Source organism: Pseudomonadota bacterium (genome assembly GCA_016719885.1).
Classification (GTDB): domain Bacteria; phylum Pseudomonadota; class Gammaproteobacteria.
This window is the reverse complement of sequence record JADJYF010000026.1, coordinates 333,106-357,733: the sequence shown is the minus strand read 5'-3', so window position 1 is coordinate 357,733 and position 24,628 is coordinate 333,106. Positions and strand designations below refer to the sequence as shown.

Annotated in this window: 26 protein-coding genes and 1 tRNA gene; 12 read left to right on the top strand and 15 right to left on the bottom strand. The window is 66.5% G+C overall.

Features of this window, described 5'->3' with window-relative positions; translation table 11 throughout:
• Window positions 1-5: 5 nt before the first annotated feature.
• Together IPM80_22365 and IPM80_22360 are read right to left on the bottom strand one after the other, a co-directional pair.
• Entirely contained in the window at window positions 6-737 is a 732-nt protein-coding gene (locus tag IPM80_22365) for a metallophosphoesterase (GenBank protein ID MBK8961090.1), read from the bottom strand.
• Between the two features lie 57 nt (window positions 738-794).
• Window positions 795-1,592: an alpha/beta hydrolase gene (locus tag IPM80_22360; protein ID MBK8961089.1), complete on the bottom strand. Its 798-nt coding sequence runs from the start codon at window positions 1,590-1,592 to the stop codon at window positions 795-797.
• A 158-nt stretch (window positions 1,593-1,750) separates the two neighbouring features.
• On the opposite strand from IPM80_22360, the gene IPM80_22355 reads away from it, so the two are divergent.
• Window positions 1,751-4,069, top strand: a complete 2,319-nt coding sequence (locus IPM80_22355) for a DNA translocase FtsK 4TM domain-containing protein (protein ID MBK8961088.1) — start codon at window positions 1,751-1,753, stop codon at window positions 4,067-4,069.
• Window positions 4,069-4,713: an outer membrane lipoprotein chaperone LolA gene (lolA, locus tag IPM80_22350; GenBank protein MBK8961087.1), complete on the top strand. Its 645-nt coding sequence runs from the start codon at window positions 4,069-4,071 to the stop codon at window positions 4,711-4,713. Before IPM80_22355 ends, lolA begins: the two co-directional genes overlap by 1 nt.
• 10 nt (window positions 4,714-4,723) lie before the next feature.
• Here lolA and IPM80_22345 read toward each other — a convergent pair whose 3' ends face one another.
• Window positions 4,724-5,779, bottom strand: coding sequence for a TIGR03032 family protein (locus IPM80_22345; protein ID MBK8961086.1), 1,056 nt, complete (start codon window positions 5,777-5,779; stop codon window positions 4,724-4,726).
• Window positions 5,780-5,854: 75 nt separating this feature from the next.
• Between IPM80_22345 and IPM80_22340 the strand changes: the two genes are divergently transcribed.
• Window positions 5,855-7,120, top strand: a complete 1,266-nt coding sequence (locus tag IPM80_22340; GenBank protein ID MBK8961085.1) for a replication-associated recombination protein A — start codon at window positions 5,855-5,857, stop codon at window positions 7,118-7,120.
• Window positions 7,121-7,141: 21 nt separating this feature from the next.
• Here IPM80_22340 and crcB read toward each other — a convergent pair whose 3' ends face one another.
• Window positions 7,142-7,534 (bottom strand): fluoride efflux transporter CrcB, encoded by a 393-nt coding sequence (gene crcB / locus IPM80_22335; GenBank protein ID MBK8961084.1) that lies wholly within the window; start codon window positions 7,532-7,534, stop codon window positions 7,142-7,144.
• Window positions 7,535-7,711: 177 nt separating this feature from the next.
• Between crcB and serS the strand changes: the two genes are divergently transcribed.
• Entirely contained in the window at window positions 7,712-8,992 is a 1,281-nt protein-coding gene (gene serS / locus IPM80_22330; protein ID MBK8961083.1) for a serine--tRNA ligase, read from the top strand.
• On the opposite strand, the gene IPM80_22325 is transcribed toward serS, so the two are convergent.
• Window positions 8,989-9,168, bottom strand: a complete 180-nt coding sequence (locus tag IPM80_22325; protein ID MBK8961082.1) for a hypothetical protein — start codon at window positions 9,166-9,168, stop codon at window positions 8,989-8,991. The two genes, serS and IPM80_22325, sit on opposite strands and share 4 nt — an antisense overlap.
• A gap of 183 nt (window positions 9,169-9,351) precedes the next feature.
• Window positions 9,352-10,020, bottom strand: coding sequence for a Bax inhibitor-1/YccA family protein (locus IPM80_22320; protein ID MBK8961081.1), 669 nt, complete (start codon window positions 10,018-10,020; stop codon window positions 9,352-9,354).
• 286 nt (window positions 10,021-10,306) lie between these two features.
• Here IPM80_22320 and mgtE point away from each other — a divergent pair, with 286 nt between their 5' ends.
• Window positions 10,307-11,629: a magnesium transporter gene (mgtE, locus tag IPM80_22315; GenBank protein ID MBK8961080.1), complete on the top strand. Its 1,323-nt coding sequence runs from the start codon at window positions 10,307-10,309 to the stop codon at window positions 11,627-11,629.
• Between the two features lie 92 nt (window positions 11,630-11,721).
• A tRNA-Ser gene (locus tag IPM80_22310) sits at window positions 11,722-11,811 on the top strand.
• 1 nt (window position 11,812) lies between these two features.
• Here IPM80_22310 and IPM80_22305 read toward each other — a convergent pair.
• Window positions 11,813-12,022 (bottom strand): ADP-ribosylglycohydrolase family protein, encoded by a 210-nt coding sequence (locus IPM80_22305; protein MBK8961079.1) that lies wholly within the window; start codon window positions 12,020-12,022, stop codon window positions 11,813-11,815.
• 492 nt (window positions 12,023-12,514) lie between these two features.
• On the opposite strand from IPM80_22305, the gene soxC reads away from it, so the two are divergent.
• The 6 genes from soxC to IPM80_22275 all read left to right on the top strand — a co-directional run bounded on the left by soxC (window position 12,515) and on the right by IPM80_22275 (window position 17,871).
• Entirely contained in the window at window positions 12,515-13,708 is a 1,194-nt protein-coding gene (soxC, locus tag IPM80_22300) for a sulfite dehydrogenase (protein MBK8961078.1), read from the top strand.
• The gene (locus IPM80_22295) at window positions 13,701-14,276 is read left to right on the top strand and encodes a cytochrome c (protein ID MBK8961077.1); all 576 of its coding nucleotides are present in this window, start codon (window positions 13,701-13,703) and stop codon (window positions 14,274-14,276) included. Before soxC ends, IPM80_22295 begins: the two co-directional genes overlap by 8 nt.
• Window positions 14,273-15,289 (top strand): MBL fold metallo-hydrolase, encoded by a 1,017-nt coding sequence (locus IPM80_22290; protein MBK8961076.1) that lies wholly within the window; start codon window positions 14,273-14,275, stop codon window positions 15,287-15,289. The genes IPM80_22295 and IPM80_22290 overlap by 4 nt, the downstream gene beginning before the upstream one ends.
• A 4-nt stretch (window positions 15,290-15,293) precedes the next feature.
• The gene (locus IPM80_22285; protein ID MBK8961075.1) at window positions 15,294-16,553 is read left to right on the top strand and encodes an MFS transporter; all 1,260 of its coding nucleotides are present in this window, start codon (window positions 15,294-15,296) and stop codon (window positions 16,551-16,553) included.
• A gap of 31 nt (window positions 16,554-16,584) precedes the next feature.
• The gene (locus IPM80_22280; GenBank protein ID MBK8961074.1) at window positions 16,585-17,457 is read left to right on the top strand and encodes a TauD/TfdA family dioxygenase; all 873 of its coding nucleotides are present in this window, start codon (window positions 16,585-16,587) and stop codon (window positions 17,455-17,457) included.
• Between the two features lie 150 nt (window positions 17,458-17,607).
• The gene (locus IPM80_22275) at window positions 17,608-17,871 is read left to right on the top strand and encodes a hypothetical protein (GenBank protein ID MBK8961073.1); all 264 of its coding nucleotides are present in this window, start codon (window positions 17,608-17,610) and stop codon (window positions 17,869-17,871) included.
• A gap of 158 nt (window positions 17,872-18,029) precedes the next feature.
• On the opposite strand, the gene IPM80_22270 is transcribed toward IPM80_22275, so the two are convergent.
• The 8 genes from IPM80_22270 to IPM80_22235 form a co-directional block, all read right to left on the bottom strand.
• On the bottom strand, window positions 18,030-18,539 hold the full coding sequence (locus tag IPM80_22270) for an HPP family protein (protein ID MBK8961072.1): 510 nt from the start codon (window positions 18,537-18,539) through the stop codon (window positions 18,030-18,032).
• An 8-nt stretch (window positions 18,540-18,547) separates the two neighbouring features.
• Window positions 18,548-19,759: a cation:proton antiporter gene (locus IPM80_22265; GenBank protein ID MBK8961071.1), complete on the bottom strand. Its 1,212-nt coding sequence runs from the start codon at window positions 19,757-19,759 to the stop codon at window positions 18,548-18,550.
• An 89-nt stretch (window positions 19,760-19,848) separates the two neighbouring features.
• The gene (locus tag IPM80_22260; GenBank protein MBK8961070.1) at window positions 19,849-20,919 is read right to left on the bottom strand and encodes a hypothetical protein; all 1,071 of its coding nucleotides are present in this window, start codon (window positions 20,917-20,919) and stop codon (window positions 19,849-19,851) included.
• Window positions 20,916-21,137: a hypothetical protein gene (locus IPM80_22255; GenBank protein MBK8961069.1), complete on the bottom strand. Its 222-nt coding sequence runs from the start codon at window positions 21,135-21,137 to the stop codon at window positions 20,916-20,918. Before IPM80_22255 ends, IPM80_22260 begins: the two co-directional genes overlap by 4 nt.
• A gap of 21 nt (window positions 21,138-21,158) precedes the next feature.
• Window positions 21,159-21,443, bottom strand: a complete 285-nt coding sequence (locus IPM80_22250; protein MBK8961068.1) for a hypothetical protein — start codon at window positions 21,441-21,443, stop codon at window positions 21,159-21,161.
• A 79-nt stretch (window positions 21,444-21,522) separates the two neighbouring features.
• Complete coding sequence (locus IPM80_22245; GenBank protein MBK8961067.1) at window positions 21,523-21,906, bottom strand: Zn-ribbon domain-containing OB-fold protein; 384 nt, start codon at window positions 21,904-21,906, stop codon at window positions 21,523-21,525.
• Between the two features lie 2 nt (window positions 21,907-21,908).
• Window positions 21,909-23,072 (bottom strand): thiolase domain-containing protein, encoded by a 1,164-nt coding sequence (locus tag IPM80_22240; GenBank protein ID MBK8961066.1) that lies wholly within the window; start codon window positions 23,070-23,072, stop codon window positions 21,909-21,911.
• Between the two features lie 209 nt (window positions 23,073-23,281).
• Complete coding sequence (locus IPM80_22235) at window positions 23,282-24,541, bottom strand: FAD-dependent monooxygenase (protein ID MBK8961065.1); 1,260 nt, start codon at window positions 24,539-24,541, stop codon at window positions 23,282-23,284.
• Window positions 24,542-24,628 lie beyond the last annotated feature (87 nt).

Here is a 24,628-nt window from a genome sequence, read left to right as displayed (position 1 = left end):
GGCGCTCAGTCCACTTCGACGAAGCGCGTGATATCGAAACCGTCGACCAGTTGATAGCCGTCGTAGCCACGCGGATTGCATACCACGCGCAGGTCGTTGGCCTGGTAGTCCGAGCGCGCGTGCACGTGGCCGTGCACCCATAGCGCGATGGGATACTGCTGGACGAGGCGGCTCAGGTCGTTGCAGTAGGCGGCCTTGAACAATGAACCGGGATTGGCGCGCCAACTGGCGAACAGCGGCGCGTGGTGGGTCACCACCACGGTCGGGCCGGCGAAACCGCTGGCCAACTGATCTTCCAGCCAAGCGCGTGATGCGCGGTTGATGTCGGCCAGATCGCCCGGCTCCAGCAGCCGGCCGCGATAGGTGATCTGCTGGTAGTCGTTCATGTTCTCGCGCAGGTTGTCCATGACTTCCTGATCGCCGCCCATGAAGTCGGTCCACAGGGTGGTGCCGAGGAAACGCACGCCGTCGATTTCCGCGCTGTCGCATTCCAGGAAGCGCACCGCGCTGCCGGCCACGGCGGCGCGGATCTCGCCCTGCACTTCGTGTAGGTCGCCGCCGTAGTACTCGTGGTTGCCGGCCACGTAGATGGTCGGTTTACCGCTGGCTTTCAGCCACGCCACGCCGCTGGCGCCGACGTTCACGTCGCCGGCCGCGATGATGACGTCCGCATCGGTATGGGGCAGGGGGGCGGGACCGAATTCCAGGTGGACGTCGGAGAAAAACTGGATCTTCACGAATCTGGGCTTGAGGCAGTCGGGGGTCGGAACTAGGTCAATCTCGCAGATGCGCGACTAGGGGTCAATCAAGCGCCCATGGCGCAGGAACTGATCGAGTTGTCGGTAATAAGCGCTTCCACCTTGAATGAAGGCGTCGTTGTGGCCGCCCGGCAGGGCGATGAAGGTCGCGCGCGCGCCGGCCGCCGCGGCGAGGGCACGACCGAAAGCCTGCGGCACGGTGGTGTCGGTGGCGCCGTGCGCGACCAGTATCGGGCAGCGCACGTCGGCGATGCGCGCCACCGAGTCGAACAAGTTGCGCGACAGCAGGCGCACCGGCAGCCACGGATAGCGATAGCTGCCGACGTCGCCGAGGCGCGTGAAGGTCGATTCGACGACCAGCGCGCCGGGCCGCCGCTCGGCGGCCAGCCAGGTCGCGACCGCGCCGCCCAGCGAACGACCGTAGACGACGATGTCGGCCGGCCGCACCTGGCGCTGCTCGACCAGGTAATCGAATGCCGCGGCGGCGTCCTGGTAAAGGCCGTGCTCGGAGGGCGTGCCCGAACTCGCGCCGTAGCCGCGGTAATCGAGGGCCAGCACGCTGTGCCCGAGACCGTGCAGCACCGCCACGGTGCGCAGGTAGCGCGAAATGTTGCCGCCGTTGCCGTGCAGCAGCAGCACCTGGCGGCCATCGGAGCGGCCCGGCACGTACCAGGCCGCGAGGCGGGTGCCATCGGCCGCCTGCAGGCGCAGCGCTTCGTAGGCCAGTCCGTCACGCGCCGGGGTGGCGGTGACCGCGGTGTCGGGTTTGAACACCAGGCGGTTCTGCCACAGGTAGAAACCGGCACATACGGCGCTGTATGCGAGCAGCGCCACGGCCACCGCGAGCCACAGCCAGCGCGCCCGATGTCGGGGCCGGATCGTCGATTTTTCCTCAGCTTTCATACTGGAGTTCATGCAGATTCCGAGATACTATTGCTTTTCTTTACATAACAGCCGCTTATTGGATCTATCGGATCAACAGTATCAACGCCATGACGCACGCGGTCCGCAGCAAGGAATCCGATTTCACCCTCTCCATCACCCGCCAGGCGGTTCAGCGCCTGCGCGAGGCCGCCCTCATCGCGCTGGGCGGTGTTTCGCTGTTCGTCTTGATTGCCCTGTGGACCCATCACCCGGCGGATCCGGGCTGGTCCCATACCGGCACCGACAGCGTCATCCATAACCAGGGCGGCCTGGTGGGGGCCTGGATAGCCGACATCGCGCTGTACCTGTTCGGCCAGTTTGCCTACCTGTTCCCCCTGATGGTGGTGTTCAGCGCCTGGGTCGTGTACCGCGAAGGCGCCGAGGATTTTTTCGCCGATTACTTTCACATGAGTGTGCGCTTCGTCGGATTCGTGTGCACGCTGGTCACGGGCTGCGGCCTGTTCTGGGTACGTGCCAGCGGCACCGTCGCCGAACTGCCGCACGATTCCGGCGGCATTCTCGGCCACGTGGTGGGCAGCGCGGCGTTCGGAGGCTTTGGCGTGACGGGCGGCTGCCTGCTGCTGATCGCGGCCTTTTTCACCGGTTTCACCCTGTTCACCGGCCTGTCCTGGCTGTGGCTGATGGACACCCTCGGCGACTATGCGCTGCGGGCGTGGGACTGGGCCGCGCTCAGGCGCGACGATTTCGTGGATTACAGCCGCGGCTGGCGCGCCAAGCGTGAGCGCGTGGCCATCGTCAAGGAAGAAATCGAGAAGATCGAGCAGCGCGCGCCGACCCGCATCGAGCCGCGCATCGTCGCACCGCCGCCCAGTGAGCGCGTGGAGCGCGAGCGCCAGGAAGCCCTGTTCGGGCATCGCGAACCGACCGAACTGCCGGAACTGAGCCTGCTCGATACGCCGGTGGTGCGCGGTGGCGGCTACTCCGCCGAAGCCCTGGAGGCGATGTCGCGCCAGGTCGAGATGAAACTGCGCGATTTCAACATCGAAGTCGAAGTGGTGGCGGTGCATCCCGGCCCGGTGATCACGCGTTTCGAACTGCAGCCGGCGCCCGGCATCAAGGCCAGCCGCATCACCGGGCTGGCCAAGGATCTCGCACGTTCGTTGTCGACGGTCAGCGTGCGCGTGGTCGAAGTCATTCCGGGCAAGACCTGCATCGGCCTCGAAATTCCCAATGAACAGCGTGAAATCGTCGCGCTGTCCGACATCCTGAAATCCGACGTCTACGAGCGCAGCAGTTCGCACCTGACCATGGCGCTCGGCAAGGACATCGCCGGTCAGCCGACGGTGGTCGACCTCGGGCGCATGCCGCACCTGCTGGTGGCGGGCACCACCGGCGCCGGCAAGTCGGTGGCGCTGAACGCCATGATCCTGAGCCTCTTGTACAAGTCGGCGCCGACCGACGTGCGGCTCATCATGATCGACCCGAAGATGCTCGAATTGTCGGTCTACGAAGGCATTCCGGCCCTGCTCGCGCCGGTCGTCACGGACATGAAGGAAGCCGCCAACGCCTTGCGCTGGTGCGTGGCGGAAATGGAGCGTCGCTACAAGCTCATGGCGGCGCTCGGCGTGCGCAACATCGGCGGCTACAACCGCAAGGTCGAGGAAGCGCTCGAGAAGGGCACGCCCATTCCCGACCCTACCTACCGCGTGTTCGATCCGGAAGCCGGCCCGCCGCCGGATCTCGCGCGCCTGCCTTACATCGTCGTGATCATCGACGAGCTCGCCGACATGATGATGGTGGTCGGCAAGAAGGTCGAAGAATTGATTGCGCGCCTCGCGCAGAAGGCGCGTGCGTCCGGCATCCATCTCATCCTCGCCACCCAGCGTCCGTCGGTGGATGTCATCACTGGTTTGATCAAGGCCAATATTCCCAGTCGCATCGCGTTCCAGGTGTCGTCGCGCATCGACTCGCGCACCATCCTCGACCAGCAGGGCGCCGAAACGCTGCTCGGCCACGGCGACATGCTCTACCTGCCGCCCGGCACCGCGATCCCGCAGCGCGTGCATGGCGCATTCGTGTCGGACGACGAAGTGCACAAGGTGGTCGAGCGACTGCGCGCGAGCGGCACGCCGGAATACATCGACGCCATCCTGAACGGGCCGATGGACGGCTTCGAGGACGGCGGCGCGGGCGGCGCGCCGGGTGCGGAATACGGCGATGGTGAACAGGACGAACTCTATGACCAGGCAGTGCGCATCGTGACCGAGTCGCGGCGCGCCTCGGTGTCGGGCATCCAGCGTCGACTCAAGATCGGCTACAACCGCGCCGCGCGCATGGTCGAGGAAATGGAGCGCGCGGGCGTGGTGGGCGAGTTGCAATCGAACGGCAGCCGCGAAGTGCTGGCGCCGCCGCCGCCCAAGGATTGATGGCGCGCTTGCCGGCCATGCGCGAGTGGCGCGCCGTGCTGCTGCTCGGCGCGTCGCTGATGGCGGCCCAGGTGCGCGGCGACGACACCGCGCCCATCGTCGAATACCTCGATACGCTTCATTCCTACACGGCAAGCTTCGAGCAGCAGCGCTTCGACGAAACCGGGGAACTGCTGGAAACCGCCCACGGCGATTGCAACATCGAGCGCCCGGGTCGCTTCCGTTGGAATTATCTTGATCCTTACAAGCAGGTCATCGTCTCGGACAGCCACAAGCTGTGGATCTACGACGAGGATCTGGCGCAGGTCACGGTCAATGACGTGGCGGGCGGCGCGCCCGGCACGCCCGCCGAATTGCTGAGCGCGGAGTTCGAAGTCACCACGCGCTACGCGGTGCGGCACATCGGTGTGAAGGACGGCGTCGACTGGTACGGCCTCACGCCCAAGGACGCGACCACGCAGTTCCAGCAGGTGGAACTGGGGCTGGCCGATGGCGACGTGAAAGCCATGCGCTTGAAGGACAACCTGGGTCAGACCACCGTGCTGCGTTTCGATGCGGTCAGGCGCAATGCGCCGCTCGCGGCCAGCCTGTTCGAATTCACGCCGCCCGCTGGCGTGGACGTGGTCACCGGCGGCGCGCCTTGATCGGCCAAGCTCAACTGCCGACCACGATGTGGCGGCGGATCTCGTCCGACTTGAAGCCCAGCGCCATCGGCCGCTGCACGCCTTCCAGCACCGCGACATCGTAGAGTTCGCGCACGAAGCCTTCGATGCGCAGCCAGTGCACGGCATCGCCGCTGCGCAGATCCACCACCGCAATCGCACAGCGCGGCTCGGCATCGCGGCGCGCGAGTTCGGCATCGAGCGGGAGTCCCGAGAAGGTGCGATTCTCGCGGCAGGTCGACAGCCCGACCAGGGCAAAATCGCCGCAGAAGGCCAGGCCGCGCAGGTAACCCGGCAGGAACGCCACCGCTTCGAATACGCCGCGTGCGAGGTCGACATAGCCGAACTCGCCGGCGCCCGAGTTCAACACCCACAGCCGCCCCTGGTGAAGGCGCGGCGAGTGCGGCATGGATAATCCTTCACATACCACCGTGTTGCTCGCGACGTCCATGACGAGGCCGCCGTTGGTGCGCCGGTCGCGCCAGCCGTCGGCGACGTCGGAACGGCTGACGGCGGTGACGTAGCGCGGTTGTGCGGCCTCCATCGCGAGGCCGTTCAGATGGCAGCGATCTTCCGCCGCGAGGCGCGATATGAACGGTGGGCGCCATACCGGCACGAAACTGGCGGTGGCGCTGGGGCGTGCCAAACAGCCGAACAGGGTGTTGACGAACAGCGGCTCGCCGTCCGCATCGATGCCGAGATCGTGGATGTCCAGGTCGCCGGTGGTGTAGGCCAGGCGCGGCACGTACAGGGCGTCATAGCCCTGGTACTGCTGGCCGGCGTCGAGGCTGTTCTCGAAGCGCCATAGTTGATAAAGCGTGCTCATCCATAGCGAACGACCATGCGCCACCAGGCCCATGCAGCGATTGAAGGTGCGCTCGAATACCGACAGGCGCCCATCGTTCTGCAGACCGATCAGGAACAGCTTGCCGGCCTGGTAGGTGGTGAAGGTGAACGACAGCTTGTGCTCCGCCAGCCACGCGGTGAGCTGGCGCGAGCCTGTGATCTCGAGTTCGGGTTGCGCTGGATTCTGCACGCGACTTTCCATGCTTGGGCGGGACGTGGGCGTCACTATAACCGTTCACGCTTGTTCCTGGCCGCGTGGCTGTGCTATCAGGACGCCATGCCGCCGCTCGCCGATCAACTGCGCCCCACCACCTTGGCCGATTTCCAAGGCCAGCAACACTTGCTGGGCGAAGGGCAGCCCTTGCGCCGCGCGCTCGAAGAAGGCGCGCTGCATTCGATGGTGCTGTGGGGCCCGCCCGGGACCGGCAAGACCACGCTCGCGCGCATGCTGGCCGTCAACGCCAAGGCCGAGTTCGTGCCGCTGTCGGCGGTGCTGTGCGGCGTGAAGGACATTCGCGCGGCGGTCGAACAGGCCGAGCAGTGGAAAGCCATGGGGCGCGCCACCGCGGTGTTCGTCGACGAGGTGCATCGCTTCAACAAGTCGCAGCAGGATGCCTTCCTGCCGCACATAGAGAACGGCACCATCACCTTCATCGGCGCCACCACCGAGAACCCTGCGTTCGAGCTCAACAACGCCTTGCTGTCGCGCGTGCGCGTGTATGCCTTGCGTTCGCTGCCGGCCGACGCGGTGCGCCAGGTCATCGATCGCGCGTTGGCCGGCGTCGGCGGCGGGCCGGCGGTGGCCATGGCCGAGCCGCTGCGGCGGCGTCTCGCCGAAGTGGCGGACGGCGACGCGCGTCGCGCGCTCAACCTGCTGGAACTGGCGTTGTCGCTGGGCGATGGCCGCGAGATCAGCGAGCGCGCTGTCAAGCAGGCGGTGGAGGGCGCCGAGATCCGGCGCTTCGACAAGCGCCAGGACGATTTCTACGACCAGATGTCGGCCATGCACAAGTCGGTGCGCGGTTCCAATCCCGATGCCGCGCTGTACTGGTTCGCGCGCATGCTCGACGGCGGTTGCGACCCGGCCTACATCGCGCGGCGCGTGGTGCGCATGGCGAGCGAGGATGTCGGCAACGCCGATCCGCGTGCCTTGAGCCTGGCCATCGATGCGTGGGAAGGATTTCGCCGTCTCGGGCCGCCGGAAGGGGAGTTGTGCATTGCCCAGGCCTTGGTCTATTGCGCCTGCGCGCCCAAGAGCAACGCGGTCTACGCGGCCTTCAACAGCGCCATGGCGGAAGTGAAGAGTCGCGGCTCCGATCCGGTGCCGGCCCACATCCGCAACGCGCCGACCTCGCTCGCGAAGAGCATGGGCCACGGCGCCGGTTATCGCTATGACCACGACGAGCAGGACGGCCTGTCCGCCGGCCAGACCTATTTCCCCGACGCCATGGGCGAACGTGTCTATTACGAGCCGGTCAATCGCGGCCTCGAGATCCAGATAGCGGAAAAGCTCGCGCGTATACGCGGCAAGCGCGCCGATTGAAGCCCGTCGCGCGCGTCGTGCCTACAGTGCACCGCGCCACCACCAGCGTGCGCTCAGCATGCCCAGCCAGGTGAGCGTGAGCGAGCCGCCGAGATGCACTCCCGCGCTCGCCAGTGCCCAGCCCAGCTGACCTCTTTGCAGGAGCGTGACGACCTCGGCCGAGAACGTCGAGAAGGTGGTGAGCCCGCCGAGAAAACCGGTGATGACCAGCAGCCGCATCTCGGGTGGCAGTCCCGATTTGACCGACAGCCCGATGGCTGCCACGCCCACCAGGTAGCCGCCGATGAGATTGGCCGCCAGCGTGCCGAAGGGCAAAGTCGGAAAGACCGGGTTCAGCGCCAGCCCCAGCCACCAGCGCAGGCAGGCGCCGATGCCGGCGCCGACGAACACCGCAATGATGGAATTGAAGCTCATGCTGTCAGCGTGCCGCGCCTGGCTGAACGGTCAAGCCCGGATTCTAACGGACTCGTGCCGACACGCGGCAGGGCTTCGAGCGGGCATGGCCCGGCGCGGATTGTTATCATCGCGCCTGCGCTGGCGCCGCTCGGGCGGCCTCGCGCGCATGTCCGTCTCCAGCACACAGGAATTCCGATGCTCGACCCACAACTGTTGCGCACCCAAGTCGAAACCGTGCGCACCGCGCTCGCCCGGCGTGGCTTTGAACTCGATGTCGACACGCTGGCGCGCCTGGAGGCTGCCCGCAAGCAGTACCAGACCACCACCGAGAACCTGCAGGCCGAGCGCAATCGTCGCAGCAAGGCCATCGGCGAGGCCAAGGCGCGGGGCGAGGATATCGAAGCGGTGCGCGCCGACGTTGCGCGTCTCGGCGAGGAGCTGAAAACCAACCAGGCCCTGCTGGAACAGACCCAGGAAGAACTCGAGGCCTTTGCCCTGGGCTTGCCCAACCTGCTCGATGGCTCGGTACCCGACGGCCCCAACGAGGAATTCAACCGCGAGGAGCGGCGCTGGGGCACGCCGCGCGTGTTCGACTTCAAGCCGCGCGACCACGTCGAACTCGGCGAGATGCTGGCCGGCATCGATTTCGACGCCGGCGCCAAGATCGCCGCCGCGCGGTTCGCGGTGCTGTCGGGCGACGTGGCGCGCATGCAGCGCGCGCTGATCCAGTTCATGCTCGACATCCACACGCGCGAGCACGGCTACCGTGAGGTCTACGTGCCGTTCATGGTCAATGCGCGCAGCATGCGCGGCACCGGCCAGTTGCCGAAATTCAAGGAAGACCTGTTCGAGATCCCGACCCAGGGCTTCTTCCTGATCCCGACCGCCGAAGTGCCGGTCACCAACCTCGTGCAGGACACCATCCTCGAAGACGCACAGATGCCAACGCGTTACGTATGCCACAGCCCGTGCTTCCGCAGCGAGGCCGGCTCCTACGGCAAGGACACGCGCGGCATGATCCGCCAGCACCAGTTCGAGAAGGTCGAACTGGTGATGATGGTGCGCCCGCAGGACTCATGGGCCGCGCACGAAACCCTGACCGGCCATGCCGAGGTCATCCTGCAGCGCCTGGGGCTGCCCTACCGGGTCATGGCCTTGTGCGCCGGCGACGTGGGTTTTTCGTCGGCCAAGACCTACGACCTCGAAGTGTGGCTGCCGGCGCAGGAGCGCTACCGCGAGATCTCTTCGTGCAGCAACTTCCTCGATTTCCAGGCGCGTCGCCTGAAAGCGCGCTGGCGCAACCCCGAGACCGGCAAGCCCGAACTGCTGCACACCTTGAACGGTTCGGGACTCGCGGTCGGCCGCACGCTGATTGCCGTCATGGAGAACTATCAGCAGGCCGATGGCAGCGTCACCGTGCCGGAGGCGCTGCGTGGCTATATGGGTGGATTGGAAGCGCTGACGCCGACGCGCTAGACCAGCTTCATCAGCAGCACCACGAACAAGGCCACGGCAACCAGCGGCAGGACGAAACCCTGCCAATCGCCGGGCTGCGCGGCCGGGGACTCGTGCATCATCTGACGTGCGCGCGGCACCAGCAGCACTATCAAGGCAACCAGCAGCAGCGCCGAAATGATGTTGATTGCCGTCATGGTGGGGGAGTGAGGCGCGGTGTAGCGCGGAGGGTCGGTCGGCCCCGGCCGTCCTGCGTCGCTACACCATCAGGATTCAGGCGACACTCTAGGTGCGAATTCACTCGCCCATCGAATCGCGAGGCCCCATACCGGGCCCCGCTTTCAATGCGCGAATGCCTGCGCACCCGTCGCCCAAGCAGCTCACTCGTCCCTGGCGAAGCCCAGCAGCTGCAGCAGGCTGATGAACAGGTTGAAGATGTTCATGTACAGGCCGACGGTGGCGACGATGTAGTTGTCGGTACCGCCGTGGATCATGCGGCTGGTATCGAACAGGATGAAGCCGCACATCAACATCACCACCGCCGCCGACACCGCCAGCGACATCGCCGGCATGGCCAGGAAGATGTTGGCCAGCGACGCGCCCAGCACCACCAGCATGCCGACGAACAGGAAGCCGCCCATGAAGTTGAAATTGCGGCGCGTGGTCAGCGCGTAGCCGGACAGGCCTAGGAAAATCACGCCGGTGCCGCCCAATGCGGTCGCCACCAGCTGCGGGCCGTGGGGCAGCTTGAGGTACATGGCGAGTATCGGCCCCAGTGCAAAGCCGAGCAGGCCGGTGATGGCGAACACCACACCTATGCCACTGGCCGAATTGGCGGTGCGCGGCAGCACCAGCCACATGAGCGCGATCGAGATGCCGACCGACACCAGGTAGGTGATGGGTGGCATGCGCAACATCACCGACAGGCTGGCGGTCACCGCGCTGAATAGCAGGGTCATGGCCAACAGCGTGTAGGTATTGCGAATGAGCTTGTTGGTACTGGTCACCGCCGACGAGGCGGTGCTAATGCTGGCGATTTGAGTCGGCATGATGATGCTCCTGTTTGATACTGCGGTCGCCTTTCGGCCTTGGTGCGCCGTCGGTCGATCGTCGGTTCGACCCGATGATAGGGCCGCCCGATCAAATTACAACCATTCCCGTACGCTTCGTGGGTGTAGCGACGCGGTGGTAATACGATGAGTGTGACCGTCGCGCGCGCCAGACGTTCGCGGTCCGATGGCCACAAGCATGGACATTGCGCGTCATTGCGGCCTAAATACCCCTTTGCCTCGTGCGCTGGGTACGAGCATCCGAACGTTCCAGGGGATGTCACTCATGAATGCCTCCACCGATCCGGTCGCAGTCGAGCTGGAGCGCGATTTGCCGCGCATGTTGCCGGCGCTGGCAGCAGCGGAGCTCGAACGGCGCACGCCCCAGGAAGGCGCCCGCATCCTCGCGATGCACGCGGGGCCGACAGCCGCCCCGGTGTGGGAGCGCCTGGCACCGGCCGTGGCGCAACGCTGTCTCGCCGAACTCGCGGTGGCCGACAGCGCGCAGGTGCTGGGCAGTATCGATCCGTCACGCGCGGCGGCAATCATCGTGCGCCTGGACGAAGACGATCGGGCACGGCTGCTGGCGGCGGTGAGCGACGAGGCGCGCGCCCTCATCGATCTCGTGATGAGTTTTCCGCCCGGCAGCGCCGGCGCCATCATGGACCCGCGGGTCTGGCATCTGCGCGGATCCACGCGTGTCGGTGAAGCGATCGCGCGCGTGCGCCAGGTCGCGCCGGTGCCGGGCCGCTCCGCCGGGCGGCGGCTGTTCTACCTGGTCGATGATCAGGGGCGTCTGACTGGCATCGTCGAAGCCCAGGACATGATCCTGGCGCAGGAGGACGACACCCTTGGTCAGTACGCACGGCCGGTACCGGCCGTCGCGCAGGTCACCATGAGCAACGAGGAAGTGGTCGATTTGATCGACCGCCACGGCCTGAGCAGCCTGCCGGTGGTGGACAGCATCGGCCGCCTGATCGGCGTCGTGCGTTACGACTCGCTGGTGGCGGCCACCCGCGCCGAGGCCTCGGTCGACCTGCAGACCATCTTCGGCGCCAGCAAGGAAGAGAGCGCGCTGTCGCCGCCAGCCTTCGCCGTGCGCAAGCGCCTGCCGTGGCTGCAGATCAACCTGGTCACGGCCTTCATGGCGGCGGCCGTGGTCGGCGTGTTCGAAGACACCATCGCCAGCAACGCGCAGCTCGCGGTGCTGTTGCCGGTGGTGGCCGGACAATCCGGCAACACCGGCGCGCAGGCCCTGGCGGTCGTCATCCGGGGCCTCGCGCTGCGTGAAATCAACGCCTCGCACTGGCGCAAGGTGGTCGGCAAGGAATTCTTCGCCGCGCTCATCAACGGCATCGCCATCGCGCTCACCACCAGCGCCGGTGTGTACCTGTGGAGCCGCTCGAAAACCCTGTCCGCCATCATCGGTATCTCGATGGTGCTGTCGATGGTGATCGCCGGCCTGTCGGGCGCGGCCATTCCGCTGGCCCTGACCAAGCTCAGGCAGGACCCGGCGCAGTCCTCGTCCATCGTGCTGACCACCGTCACCGACGTGTCGGGTTTCTTCTCTTTCCTCGGCATCGCGACCATGCTGCTGCACTCCGTGTAGGTGCGAATTCATTCGCACCTACACCTGGCACGGTCACCGAGGCCGCAGCCGCAACCCCAATGCCCTCGACCTTTGCTAAACTGCCGGCCTCCGGAGAGGTGGCAGAGCGGTTGATTGCACCGGTCTTGAAAACCGGCAAGGGTTAAAATCCTTCGTGGGTTCAAATCCCACCCTCTCCGCCATTCAAGATGATGCGACGGCCGCGATCGCGCGGGCCAAGTCCAACATTTCCGCTGAGAGCCAGACGTCGCGCACCCAATTCCCGGGTAACGACGCCAGACCACATCGCGCTCCCACCACCGCACCCACCATCGACGCGATGCTGTCGCTGTCGCCTGGACTGTTGGCGCCTTTGAGAATGGCACCGGCCTGCCTGTCGCCGGCGTCGGCGATGGCCCAGCGTGCGGCCTCCCATACCGCCGAGTCGTAGACGTCCGCGTCGGCGGGATCGCGATCGTCGAGGCCAAGCCGTCGATGAGTTCATCGAGGGCCGCGCCGGGGGCAAGGAATTCCGCGTGCAGAAATCGCGCGCCTTCAGCGTCCATCACCCGGCGAAGTGAGGCGGCATGCATGTCACGCGCACGCGCGGGGGCCCAGATTAAATTTGCGTGCGGCGCAGGCCTGGCTCCGATGGCCGCGAACACGCCAACGGAGCGGCGCGTTGTCGACGCCGGCCTGAACGATCTGGAGGCCGCCATGACGGTCGCGTTACCACCTATCGCGCGGTGTCGGTTCGCGACGGATGCCGTACAGTAGCGACCGACACGTGCTGGTGCTCAGGGGACGAGCGTGGAGTGACGAGCGCATCCGCCAGGAGTGCCCCTGGAGCACGGTCCGATTGCCGCGACGCGATGGCAATCGCCGAGCGCTCTTGCGGAGACCGCCGTGCTATCCAGATCCCGTCGTCGTTTCCTCGTCACCGGCAGTGGACTCGCCGCGAGCCTGTTGGGCGCGGGCGCGAGCGCGGCTGCCGCGGTCCGCAGTCCCGGCCTGCCGGTCAGCGGCTACGGCCAGCGTGCGCGCTTCGAAACCAGCCAGCGTTGGCTGACGCCGGCTCGCTATCTGTCGAGCACCGCATCGTGGTCGCCGCTGGCCGATCAACTCGGCGTCATCACGCCGTCCGCGCTGCATTACGAACGTCATCACGCCGGCGTGCCGGACATCGAACCGGCGAACTTCAGTCTGCTCGTGCACGGCCTGGTGCGGCGGCCCTTGGAATTCACACTGGACGATTTGAAACGTTTCCCTGCCACCGAGCGCATCTGCTTCATCGAATGTTCGGGCAACAGTTACCGCGAATGGCGCGGGCCGGGCGGCGCCGACGTGCAGCAGACCCATGGGCTGACTTCCTGCAGCGCCTGGAGCGGTGTGCGGCTGGCCGACCTGTTGGCCGAGTGCGGCGTGATGGCGGACGCGCAGTGGCTGGTGGCCGAAGGCAGCGATGCGGCGCGGCTCACACGCAGCGTGCCGCTGGCCAAGGCGCTGGACGATACCTTGCTGGCCTACGGCCAGAACGGCGAAGCCCTGCGTCCCGAACAGGGCTATCCCTTGCGACTGCTGGTGCCGGGCTACGAGGGCAGCATCAGCGTGAAGTGGCTGCGGCGCATCAAGCTTACCCGCGCCGCGGTCTACAGCCGCGAAGAGACTTCCAAGTACACCGATCTCATGCCCGATGGTCGCGCCGAGGCGTTCACGCTGGCGATGGATGTGAAATCGGTGATCACCTCGCCGTCGCCGGGACGCGCGCCGCTGGCGCAAGGCTTCCAGGAGATCCGCGGCCTCGCCTGGTCGGGGCGCGGGCGCGTGACGCGCGTCGAAGTCAGCACCGATGGCGGCGCGCACTGGCAGGACGCGACGCTGCACGGACCAGTGTTGCCGGTGTGCCATACGCGCTTCTCGTTGCCGTGGCGCTTCGATGGGCGGCCGACGCTGCTGGCGAGTCGCGCCACCGACGAAACGGGCGACGTGCAGCCGACCCGCGCGGCGCTGGTCGAGGCGCGCGGTGTGAATGCCTTCTATCACTACAACGCCATTCAACAATGGCGTGTCGACGCTGACGGCAGTGCGCACAATGCGTGAGCGCATCTGCCTGCTGTTGTTGCTGCTGTGCGCGTACTGCGAAGCGCAGGCGCAAGGACTGGGTCTCGGTCACGCGCCGAGCGCCGCGACGCTGCGCGATGCGGATACCGCGATTGGCGCCGATGGCGCCGAGCTGCCGCCGGGCAGCGGCAGCGTGGCGGCCGGCGCCGCGCTCTTCGCGCGGCAGTGCGCCGCCTGCCATGGCGCCCGCGGCACCGAAGGGCCCGACCCGGTGCTGGTGGGTGGCCAAGGTTCGCTCGCCGGCGATCATCCGCTGCAGACCATCGGCAGCTATTGGCCTTACGCCACCACCGTGTTCGATTACATCCGTCGCGCCATGCCGTTCATGGCGCCGGGTTCACTCACGGATGACGAAGTCTACGCGCTCACGGCGTTTCTGCTGGCGGCGAACGGCATCGTGCCGCAGGATACGGTCCTCGACCGCCAGCGTCTCGCCGCGCTGCGCATGCCGAACCGTGACGGCTTCATGGCCGACCGCCGGCGGCCCGCGCAACCCGGCGACACGGCACTGGCGCCGTCACACACGAGGGGAGAGAAAGCACCATGAAGTTATTCCACGCCTGCCGCGCGGCGCTCGTCGCGTGCGGCCTCGTCGCGGCGCAATCCGTCGTTGCGCACGGCACCCACGGCGGTACCGCGCAGCTCGACAGGTACAACAACGATCGCACCATCGCCATCCAGGTCTACGGCGGTACACGCAAGGACGCCGTCAAGGTGACCTTGTCCTACTACGGCAACATGGCGGTGCAGATCGAATCGCCCAAGGGCGTGAAGGTGTTCGTCGACCCGTGGCGCAACGACATCGTCGGCATGTATCCGCCCTGGTACATGCGCGAGATGCCGATAGTGCGCACCGACGTGGCGCTCGTCACCCACGCGCATTTCGATCATGACGCCATCGAACGCGTGCAGGCCGACCAGGTGCTGGACCGCATGGCCGGCGAATTCACGCTCGGTGACGTCAAGATCACCGGCATCGCCGACAAGCACGTGTGCGAGACCCAGGGCGATATTCCCTATCGCAAGCTGGTCAAGTTCTTCATCGATCAAGACCCCTGTCCGCCCAACGAAACGCTGCAATGGGACAACAGCCTGTACGTGATCGAGACCGGCGGCCTGCGCATCCTGCACTGGGGCGACAACCGCCAGAATCCGCCGGAGCGCGTGTGGGAAAAGATTGGCAAGGTCGATGTCGCGATCCTCGCGGTCAGCGATGAAGGTCACATCCTGTCGCAGAAATGGGCGGACGTGGTGATGCAGAAGAGCGGCGCGCGCATCGTCATTCCCAGCCACTACTACATCAAGGGCGTGCACATCCCCGGCGCGCTGGGTCTCGAATCGGCGGACAAGTGGGTGGCCAAGCACGAACACACGCGGCTCGACAGCGGCGTGCTGGAACTGACGCCGGCGATGGTGCAGAAGTACCAGCAGCACGTGATGTATTTCGGCGATCACGTGGCGTTCGACACCGAGGTGAAGCTGCCGGCCGACGACGGCAAGCTGCCCGAGGTGCCGGCGCCGGACAAGGCCTACGAGCGTTTCGCGCCGGACCAGCACTGAGCCCATGGCCATCACGTCCGACGAACTGGCCGACGCGCATGGCGCGCGCGGCTACCTCGTCGGGCTGTTGGCCTTCATTGGTTTCGTGACGCTGTTCGAGGGCTACGACCTGCTCATCATCAACCTGGCGCTGCCGGCGCTGGGCAAGGAGTTCGGCGTCGACGCCGCGGTGCTTGGCAAGGCGGTGGGACTCATCAACGTCGGCACCATCGTCGCCTTCCTGCCGGTGCGCCTGGCCGACAGCTACGGTCGGCGCCGCGTGTTCCTGTGGGCCATCGCCGGTTACACGGTGTTCACGCTGCTGTCGGCGTTCTCGACCCGTCTCGAGGATTTCGTGCTGTGGCAATTCCTGGCGCGCATGTTCATGGTCACCGAAATAGGCGTCGGCGCCATCATCCTCACCGAGGAGATGCCGGCGCGCTGGCGCGGCGCGGCGGTGACCTTCATGTTCGCCCTGAGCCTGGCCGGCGGCATCTTGGGCTCGGCATTGCATCCCTACCTGTCGGGCGGTGAGCTCGGCTGGCGCGCGCTCTACCTGTTCGGTGGCGTGGTGTTGCCGGTGCTGGTGTTGTGCTGGCCGTGGCTGCGCGAGACGCGCCGTTACGCCGCCCAGGGTACGGCCGCGCGCGGTGCATCGCTGGCGGCCTTGTTCGGTGCATTTGTCGCGCTGTGGCGTTCGCGTTACCGCCTGCGGGTGGTGGCCGGCGCCTCGCTGTGGTTCGCCGTCAACGCCTGGAGTTCGAGCTGCCTGTTCTTCTTTTCCTACTACGTGACCAATGAACGACATTGGACGGCGGCCGAGGTCGGGCACGCGCTGACCCTGGGCTACAGCCTCGCCATCATTGGTTATGCCTGTGGCGGCGCGCTGCTCGACCTCATCGGCCGACGCGTCACCGCCAGCCTGTTCTTCGTCACCGGCGCGCTCGCCGCGTGGATTTGCTTCACGTCGCATGATGCCACCATGATCACCGTCGCCTACGTGGTGGTGCTCGGCATGCATGCGCTGTGGCCGGTGGCCGCCACCATCACCAGCGAGATTTTTCCGACCGAGCAGCGCGCCACCGCCAATGCGCTGGTCAACAACCTCCTGGGGCGCACCGGCATGGCGATCGCGCCGGCGGTGGTCGGCGCGCTGTCGGCATGGTTGGGCAGCGTGGGCCAGGCGGTGGCGCTGGTGGCGCTGGTGCCACTGCTGTGTCTGCCGGTGATCCTGTACGCGGTCAGTGAAAGCCGCGGCCAGGAACTCGAACGCTTGAGTGATTGATGGCGCGCACGCCGCGCCGGGAGTGGAAGTAATGAGCGAAGGGCTACTTGAAATCCAGCCGCGCACCGCCGCCATCGGCGCGGACGTGGCAGGCGTCGATCTCGCACGCGTCGACGACGCGCTGTTCGCACGCTTGAAGCGCGCGCTGCACGAACACCTGGTGCTGTTCTTTCACGACCAGGCGCTGACGCCCGAGCAACACATGGCGTTTGCCGGGCGCTTCGGGCGCATGGAAGTGCACGAGGTGTTCACGCCGCTCGACGGTCACGCCGAGATCTCGGTGCTGGAACACGACGCGGCGCGTCCGCCCATCAGTGATTCCTGGCATTCCGATGTCAGCTACCGGCCGCTGCCGTCGATGGCGGCGGTGCTGTACGCGCGGCACATTCCGCCGCGCGGCGGCGATACGCTGTGGTTGAGCGCCTACGCGGCCTACGAAGGACTGTCGCCGGCGCTCGCCGACTTCCTGTGCGGACTCAGCGCCGAGCATGATTTCCTGCAGGCTTATGGTGGCTACCTCGGCGCCAAGGCCGATGGCGCCGAAAGGCTACGCCGTGCGCGCGAGGAAACGCCGCCGGTGGTGCACCCGCTGGTGGTGGTGCACCCGGTCACCGGCCGGCGCCTGCTCTACGTCAACCCGACCTTCACCAGTCGCATCGTGGAACTGTCGAAGAAGGAATCCGACGCGCTGCTGCGTCACCTGTTCGAACATCTCCTCAAGCCGGAGTACCAGGTGCGGCTCAAATGGTGCGCCAACGACGTGGCGATGTGGGACAACCGCGCCACGCAGCACTACGCGACCGGCGACTACTACCCTGAATTCCGTCGCATGCATCGCATCACGGTGGGGGGCGATCGACCGGCGGGCGTCGCTGTTCGGCGCGCGGACAAGCAGGCATCGTGAACGGCGGACGCCGCGTGTACCGCGGTCGCGGGTTAAACTCGCCGGCGCGCGGGCCGCTCGCCCGCGTTGAAACTGGGGGAAGAGGCCGGGCGGCCTCCCGTTGACGTGTCGTCGCTGCCTCGCCGTGCGACTGATGGAGCAGTTCACTTGATGCCCAAAGCCAACAGGTTCTCGTTGGAGACGCGAGTGCACGTGGTCCGTCAGCCCGACAAACCCTTCGTGCCGGGTTCCAAGCGCGCGCGGGCATGGCTGATCATGCAGGCCATGGATGGCTATCCCTTGAAGTTCATCCTCGAAGCGTGGCTGGTGATGGAAGAAGCGCAGGGCGCGCCCGGCAAGCCCATCACCTGGCTGGAACTGTTCCTCGGCGAACGCGACCCCTTGAAGACCGAGCGCCTGGTGCGGCTCGACTGAAGGAAGCTCTGAATAAGCTACTGCGCTGCTCGGGCGCGGTGTCGCGTGCTCGCTCGCTCCTCGCCTATCTATCTGATATGTCTCGTCGCTCGCTGCGCGGCTCCTAGCGCGCGAGCATGCTCGCTACGCTTATTCAGAGCTTCCTGAACTCTGGCGCGCTACCAGTAGCGCGGATAATGCCGCGAACGGAAGGCGTTGTTGTAGAGCAGCGCCACCAGCACCAGCAGCAGCGCGCCGCTCAAGGTCGGAAACCACAGGAAGTCCCAACCCGGTCGCGTAAGGTAGATGATCACCGCGTTGGAAGCCGCCGGCGGATGCAGGGTGCGCGTCAGCATCATGAGCATCACCGCCACGCCCACCGCCGGGCCCACCCACGCCAACTGCGGTCCGCACACCGCCAGCGCCACCAGCCCCACCAGTGAGCACAGCAAATGGCCGCCGATCACGTTGCGTGGTTGTGCGAAGGCGATTTCGGGATAGGCGAACAGCATCGCCGAGGACGAGCCGAACGAGCCCAGCAGCAAGGCCAGGCCATAACCCTGCTCCAGCATGGCGAGCAGCGCGACGCCGAGCGCCGCGCCCACGCCCGCCACCGCGATTTTGGTGAGCGGCGGGCGCGGCGGCGCGATGGAATCGGTGCCGCGGAATTTTTCCAAGTAGCCGGCCACGCGCGTGCTCAACTCGAGCGCAGCGTGATGCCGGCCATGCGCTTGAGCTTGGGCGCCACCACCGGAATGGTCAGCATGGTGCTGCCGACCGCCATCAGCAACAGCGCCGTGAAAGTGGTGCTGGTGATGATCTGCTTGTCGAGCAGGACGTTCGAGAAAATGATCATGATGAGGGCCTTGGTCTGCAGCAGCCAGCCGATGAGACTCGCTTCGCCCGGCTGCCAGCCGAGCAGCTTGCCCGCCAAGTGCACGCCCAGCAGCTTGCCGCCGACCGAGGCCACGAGCAGCGCGGCGGCCGCCACGAATACCGCGCTGCCGCCCATGCTCCAGCCGGTACGCAGGCCGGTGCTTAAGAAGAACACCGGCATCAACACCAGCAGCACGTTGTGGCGCAGGGCGTCCATGTCTTCGAGCGTGAACCAGTCGGTGTCCATCACCGCGCCGGACAGGAACGCGCCGACCATGAAATGCAGGCCCGACCAGTCGGCGCCGAAGCCCGAAATGCCGAGCCACATGAGACCGACATACCAGCGGTCCTTCTCCTCGAGCTTGACCATCAGGCGCCGGAACAACCACGCCGCAATCGCGAACACCAGCAGGAAACCCAATTGGCGCCCGACACGCTGCCAATCCATGAGGATCAGCGCCAGCACGCCCCAGATGGCAATGTCGTCGAGGCTCGCGTAACGCAGGATGCGCTGACCGATGGGCTGGCGCAGGATCTCGAGCTTTTCCATCAGCAGGATCAGGATGGGCAGGGCGGTGACGGCGCAGGCCATGCCGATGCCGAGCACGAATTGCCAGGTGTGCGCGCGGTCGCCCATCCAGCCCGGGAATTCAAGCAGGCCGAGCGCCGCCACGCAGCCGAACAGCAAGGGCACCGACAGCGCCATGCCGGCGGTGATACCGCTCTCGCGCCGGTTGCTCCACGCCTGGCGCAGATCGAGTTCGATGCCCGCTATCCACACGAAGATCATCACCGCCCACCACGCGATGCCGTTCAGCGCGCCGATCACCTGTGGGTTGAACACGAAGCTGTAGTAGCCGGGGAAGAGCGCGCCGAGCACGCCCGGCCCGAGCAGGATGCCGGCAATGATCTGCACCACCACCAGCGGCGCGTAATAGTCGGTACGGCCGAGGCGCCACACCAGGAAGGGCATGGAGAAGATGATGATCATCGCGATGAGGAAGATTTCGCTGGTGTTCATCGCGGGGTGCATGACGGCGTCTTGTGTTCGTGATGGGCGTGGGTGCGAATCCTGTCACACGTTCATTGCGCCGTTGATTGAATGTGCGAATGCATTCGCACCTATGACGAGGCTGTCGGCAGCTCGCAGTACTGTGATGTCTCCACCTTCTGGTGCACGGCGATGTTGCCGTGGGGGCCGGCGCACCACGACGGCATGACCATCGAGTACAGGCCCGGTCCGCCCGCCACCAGCACGTGGATGTTGGCCGGCTTGCGCACCGCCGGGATGAGCTCTTCCTTGCCCACCAGCATTTTCGGGTTGAGACGGATGAGCAACTCGCGCGGCGTGACGGCGCGTTGGGCCAGGGTTTGCTGGATGCGCGCGCGGTCGTAGTGATTGCGCCTCAAGACCTCGGCGTGATCGGGATTCAAGACCACCACCACCGCGGACTTGCCGCCGAGCTGGGAATTGTTGTTGCCGGGGCTCGCGATCACCGCGGCCAAGGTGTCGAGCAGCGCTTCGGCGGAGGCCGGGTCGTCGGCGTCGCCGGTGAAGAAGGTCGAATGGGGACTGTCGACGCCGACCACCGTCACCACGCTGTCGCTTACATCGAAACCAACGCTGGTATGCAGCGGCGGAAACGGTGAGGCCTCTTCGTCCTCGGCAATGCAGAACGTGAACTTGGCGGGAGAGCCGTGGATGGCCATGTCGGATACGCCGGGCCGCGCGCCGCCGATGTTCATCATCGCCAGGCGCAGTGCGCGCCCGAGCGTGGCGTTGGCGCGATGGCCCGGGCCCATCAGGCCGAAGCCCGCGGCGAAGCCGCCGCAGTTCATGCGCGCCGGACCGTTGACGATGACGAGCGGCGCGATGCAGTGGGTGGTGCATTGCATTTCGGTGAGATCGAAGGCGTCCTGGCAGACCGCGCGCACCGCCGCCACCACCACCGGCATGGCGTCGGGCACGCAGCCCGCCATGACCGCCGCCACCGCGACTTTCTCCACCGTGGCCACGCCGTAGGCCGGCCCCATTTCGCCGAGCACGATGTCGGCGTCGAGACCGCTGGCCAGCACCATGCGCGCGACCTTGTCCACGGTCGGCACGATCACCGGCAGGCCATCCGTGAGGCCCTGCGCGTGCAGCAGCTCCTGCGCGGCGTCGAGATCGGCGGCGCTCAGCATGGCGCTCATGCTTCACGCAGCCGGCGGATGATTTCGGCCGCGACCGCGTTGGCGGTCCGCATCATCGCGTCGGCGCCGCTGCCCGCCACCGGGTGCGGCACTTCCACGCGCGGAATGTCGGGCATGCCTTCGGCGCCCGCCACGAAATCGCCCTGCACGCGGAATTTGCTGGTCACGATGGCGACCGCCGGCTTGCCTTTGCGGGCCACTGCAATGCCGTCACGCACGGTGCCGGAAGTGCAGCTGCCTCAGTGGCCGTAGGCGGTGACCAGGGCATCGCATTCATTGGCGATACGCTCGACCAGCTCGGCGCTGGCCGGTATCGAGGCGCTGGGTTTGAGATAGCGCGCGAAACGCGCGTCCGGCAACGCGCTGGCCAGCGCGCGCTCGACGGCATCGAGGAAGGCCTCGGAGTCGGGGAAGTTGTTGGCGAGCAGGCCGATGGTCGGGCTGCCGCTCAACGCACTCTTGCAGGTATAGGGTTCGACCGCGACACGCGAGGCGCCGCGCGGATCGTGAAAGCTGATACTCATCGCTGACTCCCGTGGCCGCGCGGCCCTCGATAGGAATTCAAAGGCGCGCGATCGCCGGCCGGCATTCGCGCGCGTCGTGTCATGCCGGACGGAACACCGGCACAGGTTGTTCGTCGCGTGTTTCGAACGCGAGCTTGACCTTTTGGCCAATGGCCAGCGCATCGAGATCGCAATCGACGATGTTGGTCAGCAGCGTGGGGCCTTCCGGCAGGCTCACGAAGGCGATGGCATAGGGCGGCGTGCCGCGTCGCTCCACGCTCCACGAATAGATGCTGCCGTCGCCGCTCGCTTCCAGCCACTCGGTGTTGGCGCTCATGCAGAACGGGCACAGCGGGCGCGGGTAGTAATGCGCCTTGCCGCAGTCGGCGCATTGCTTCAGCAGCAGGCGGCCGGCGCGCGCCGCTTGCCAATAGGGTTCCAGCGCCACGTCGGCGCTGAAGGCGTCTTTCTTCTTGTCGCTCATGATTACATTCTCTCCATGATCAGCGTGCCGCTGCCGTGGCGGGTACCGAGGTAGCCGCCGGTGCCGTGGGCCAGCGCCAGATCGCAATTTTTCACCTGCACCGCCGCATGCGCTTCGCCGCGCAGTTGACGCACGGCTTCCAGGATCTTGGTCATGCCGCCGCGATTGCCGGGATGGTTGTTGCACAAGCCGCCGCCATCGGTGTTGAACGGCAGCTTGCCGACGCCGGAGATGAGGCCGCCGTCGGCGACGAAGCGTCCGCCCTGGCCGCGCGCGCAGAAGCCGATGTCTTCCAACTGCATGAGCACGGTGATGGTGAAGCTGTCGTAGAGCGAGGCGTACTTGATGTCGGCCGGCTTGACGCCGGCTTCGGCGAAGGCCGCGGCCGCCGACCACTGGCCCGCCGAGTAGCTGAGGTCAACCTGGCCGCCACCCATGTGCTTGATGGCTTCGCCGGCGCCCATCACGCGCACCTTGGGACGCTTGAGCTGCGCGGCGATCTCCGGCGCCACCACCACCACCGCGCCGCCGCCATCGGACACCACGCAGCAATCGAGGCGATGCAGCGGGTCGGCCACCACCGGCGAATTGACCACGTCCTCGACCGTCACCACGTCGCGCAGCATGGCGTGCGGATTGTGTTGCGCGTGGTGCGAGGCCGCGACCTTGATCCAGGCGAGCTGTTCGGCGGTGGTGCCGTGGTCATGCATGTGGCGGCGCGCGACCATCGCGTAGATGTTGAGCACGGTCGGCTTGAAGGGGCTTTCGAAGGGCAGGTCGGGCGGTTGCACCGCCATCGGCGGACGCCCGGGCGGCGCGCCGCCGGTGCGCGGCTTGCCGGCCAGCGTGATCAGCGCGACCTTGCACTTGCCGGCGGCTATCGCCGCCGCGGCGTGATTGACGTGCAGGATGTAGGACGAGCCGCCGGTCTCGGTGGTGTCGCTGTGGCGCACGTCCAGTCCCATGTAGTCGGCCATCGACAGGCCACCGAGGCCGGGCGCGTCGCCCGCGCAGTAATAGGCATCGACATCGCGCAGCCCGAGGCCGGCGTCTTGCAGCGCGCCCTTGGCGACTTCCGCGTGCAGTTGCGCAATCGGGATGCCTTCGGCCTTGCGCGTCGGATGTTCGTAAATGCCGGCGATGAACGCCTTGCCCTTGATGCTCATGTGTCGAGGGTTCCGTTGAAGTTGTCCATGGAGCCTGACGTCGCAGGCGCGACGCCGGGGCCGCAGCTTACAACAGCTTGAGGCGGGGGGGAGGGATCTTTGGAGGTGCGAATTTATTCGCACGCAGAAGGCACGACCTTGTGCATCGTCGTGCCACCAATGAGCGAATAAATTCGCACCTATGGGGAGTTCATTGTCGCACCCCCCACCTACGCCCGCGCCTTGATGTACTCCGAGCGGATGGTCACGACCGAATTGAACCACGCCTCCATGGCCGGCACGTCCATCGTCGACCAGTCGGGGATGGCGGTGACGAAGGCTTCGCCCAACTGGTTGCCGAAGCGCACCAGTTCGTTGTTGGCGGCGGTGCGCTGTCGGTCCCAAGTGTCGAGGGCGGCGTCGATGTCGTCGCTGTCGCGCAGCGCCTCGCCGAGGGCAATCGCGTCGTTGATGCCCTTCAGGGCGCCGGCGCCGCTATGCGGCCGCGCGAAGGCGCCCGCGTCGCCCGCCAGGCACACCCGGCCGCGTCGGTAGGCCGGCACCTGGCAGTCGTAGATGGCATAGGCGAAGGTGTCGCTGCCGCGCGCGATGATGTCGGCGTAGTAGTCCGGCATCACCGGCATGAGCCTGGCCTTCAAGGCCTGCTCGGTGGCGAGCGGCATCATGCCCGGCGGCAGCGAGCCTTGATGGACGCGGCCGGTCTTGTCGGTCATGAAAGCGTCCAACTCGGCGGCTGGCACCGCCACGTACACGCCCCAGTTGACCAGTCGCTCGCCCGCCGCGATCGAATCGTTGGCGCCGGGCACGAAATAGAAGATGCCGTGGCCACCGCGGTAGCCCACGCAGCGGATGCCGACTTCCAGCGGCGGCGATTCCGGCAACGCTGCTTCCGGCATGTGGCCGCGCCACAGCACGTAGCCGGAGTAATTGAGCGCCGCGTCGGGAAACAGCGTGTGACGCCCAAGCGAGGCATAGCCGTCGGCGCACACCACGAGGGAAAACTCCGCCGTCTCGCCATCGGCGAAGCGCAGGCGCGCCGACGATGCCTCGACCTGCTCGATGGCCGTCACCTGGCGGCGCGTGCGATATACACCGTCGGGTACGCGCTTGCGCAGGTTGCGATACAGCCCGCCCCAGTTGAGCGCGGCGAGGGTGGCGGGTTGCGCCCAGGCCAGGCGCCCGTAGCGCGGCTGGTCGGCGGTGCGACAGATGCGCAGGAAGGCGGGGGCGGGGAAGTAGGGCAGGTCGGCGTCGACCAGGTCGCGGGCGATGAAAGTTTCGAACACCGAGGCCGGCACGCCGAGGCCTGCGCCACGATCCTTCAATTCCTCGCCCGAGCGTTCGAACAAGGTCACGCGGGCGCCCAGCCGCGCCAGTTCGATGGCCGCCGTGCAGCCGGCGATGGAGCCGCCGACGATGGCGATGTCGAGATCCCGCACCGCGCCGTCGGACGGTGACGCTGCCGCCATGGTGAACTCTCCCCTGGTCCGTACCGGCGGCCACTATAGCGCAGGCCAGGGCGCGACCGTGGCCGCATGGCTCTGGCAGAATGGGCA

Bases quoted from the DNA above. Each gene is read 5' to 3' on its own strand.
- IPM80_22260 (MBK8961070.1), bottom strand. From the start codon at position 20,919: ATGAGCGCCATGCTGAGCGCCGCCGATCTCGACGCCGCGCAGGAGCTG.
- serS (MBK8961083.1), top strand. From the start codon at position 7,712: ATGCTCGACCCACAACTGTTGCGCACCCAAGTCGAAACCGTGCGCACC.
- IPM80_22265 (MBK8961071.1), bottom strand. From the start codon at position 19,759: ATGCACCCCGCGATGAACACCAGCGAAATCTTCCTCATCGCGATGATC.
- IPM80_22295 (MBK8961077.1), top strand. From the start codon at position 13,701: ATGCGTGAGCGCATCTGCCTGCTGTTGTTGCTGCTGTGCGCGTACTGC.
- mgtE (MBK8961080.1), top strand. From the start codon at position 10,307: ATGAATGCCTCCACCGATCCGGTCGCAGTCGAGCTGGAGCGCGATTTG.
- IPM80_22320 (MBK8961081.1), bottom strand. From the start codon at position 10,020: ATGCCGACTCAAATCGCCAGCATTAGCACCGCCTCGTCGGCGGTGACC.
- lolA (MBK8961087.1), top strand. From the start codon at position 4,069: ATGGCGCGCTTGCCGGCCATGCGCGAGTGGCGCGCCGTGCTGCTGCTC.
- IPM80_22290 (MBK8961076.1), top strand. From the start codon at position 14,273: ATGAAGTTATTCCACGCCTGCCGCGCGGCGCTCGTCGCGTGCGGCCTC.
- IPM80_22235 (MBK8961065.1), bottom strand. From the start codon at position 24,541: ATGGCGGCAGCGTCACCGTCCGACGGCGCGGTGCGGGATCTCGACATC.
- IPM80_22275 (MBK8961073.1), top strand. From the start codon at position 17,608: ATGCCCAAAGCCAACAGGTTCTCGTTGGAGACGCGAGTGCACGTGGTC.
- crcB (MBK8961084.1), bottom strand. From the start codon at position 7,534: ATGAGCTTCAATTCCATCATTGCGGTGTTCGTCGGCGCCGGCATCGGC.
- IPM80_22345 (MBK8961086.1), bottom strand. From the start codon at position 5,779: ATGGAAAGTCGCGTGCAGAATCCAGCGCAACCCGAACTCGAGATCACA.
- IPM80_22285 (MBK8961075.1), top strand. From the start codon at position 15,294: ATGGCCATCACGTCCGACGAACTGGCCGACGCGCATGGCGCGCGCGGC.
- IPM80_22340 (MBK8961085.1), top strand. From the start codon at position 5,855: ATGCCGCCGCTCGCCGATCAACTGCGCCCCACCACCTTGGCCGATTTC.
- IPM80_22240 (MBK8961066.1), bottom strand. From the start codon at position 23,072: ATGAGCATCAAGGGCAAGGCGTTCATCGCCGGCATTTACGAACATCCG.
- IPM80_22245 (MBK8961067.1), bottom strand. From the start codon at position 21,906: ATGAGCGACAAGAAGAAAGACGCCTTCAGCGCCGACGTGGCGCTGGAA.
- IPM80_22355 (MBK8961088.1), top strand. From the start codon at position 1,751: ATGACGCACGCGGTCCGCAGCAAGGAATCCGATTTCACCCTCTCCATC.
- IPM80_22280 (MBK8961074.1), top strand. From the start codon at position 16,585: ATGAGCGAAGGGCTACTTGAAATCCAGCCGCGCACCGCCGCCATCGGC.
- IPM80_22325 (MBK8961082.1), bottom strand. From the start codon at position 9,168: ATGACGGCAATCAACATCATTTCGGCGCTGCTGCTGGTTGCCTTGATA.
- IPM80_22250 (MBK8961068.1), bottom strand. From the start codon at position 21,443: ATGAGTATCAGCTTTCACGATCCGCGCGGCGCCTCGCGTGTCGCGGTC.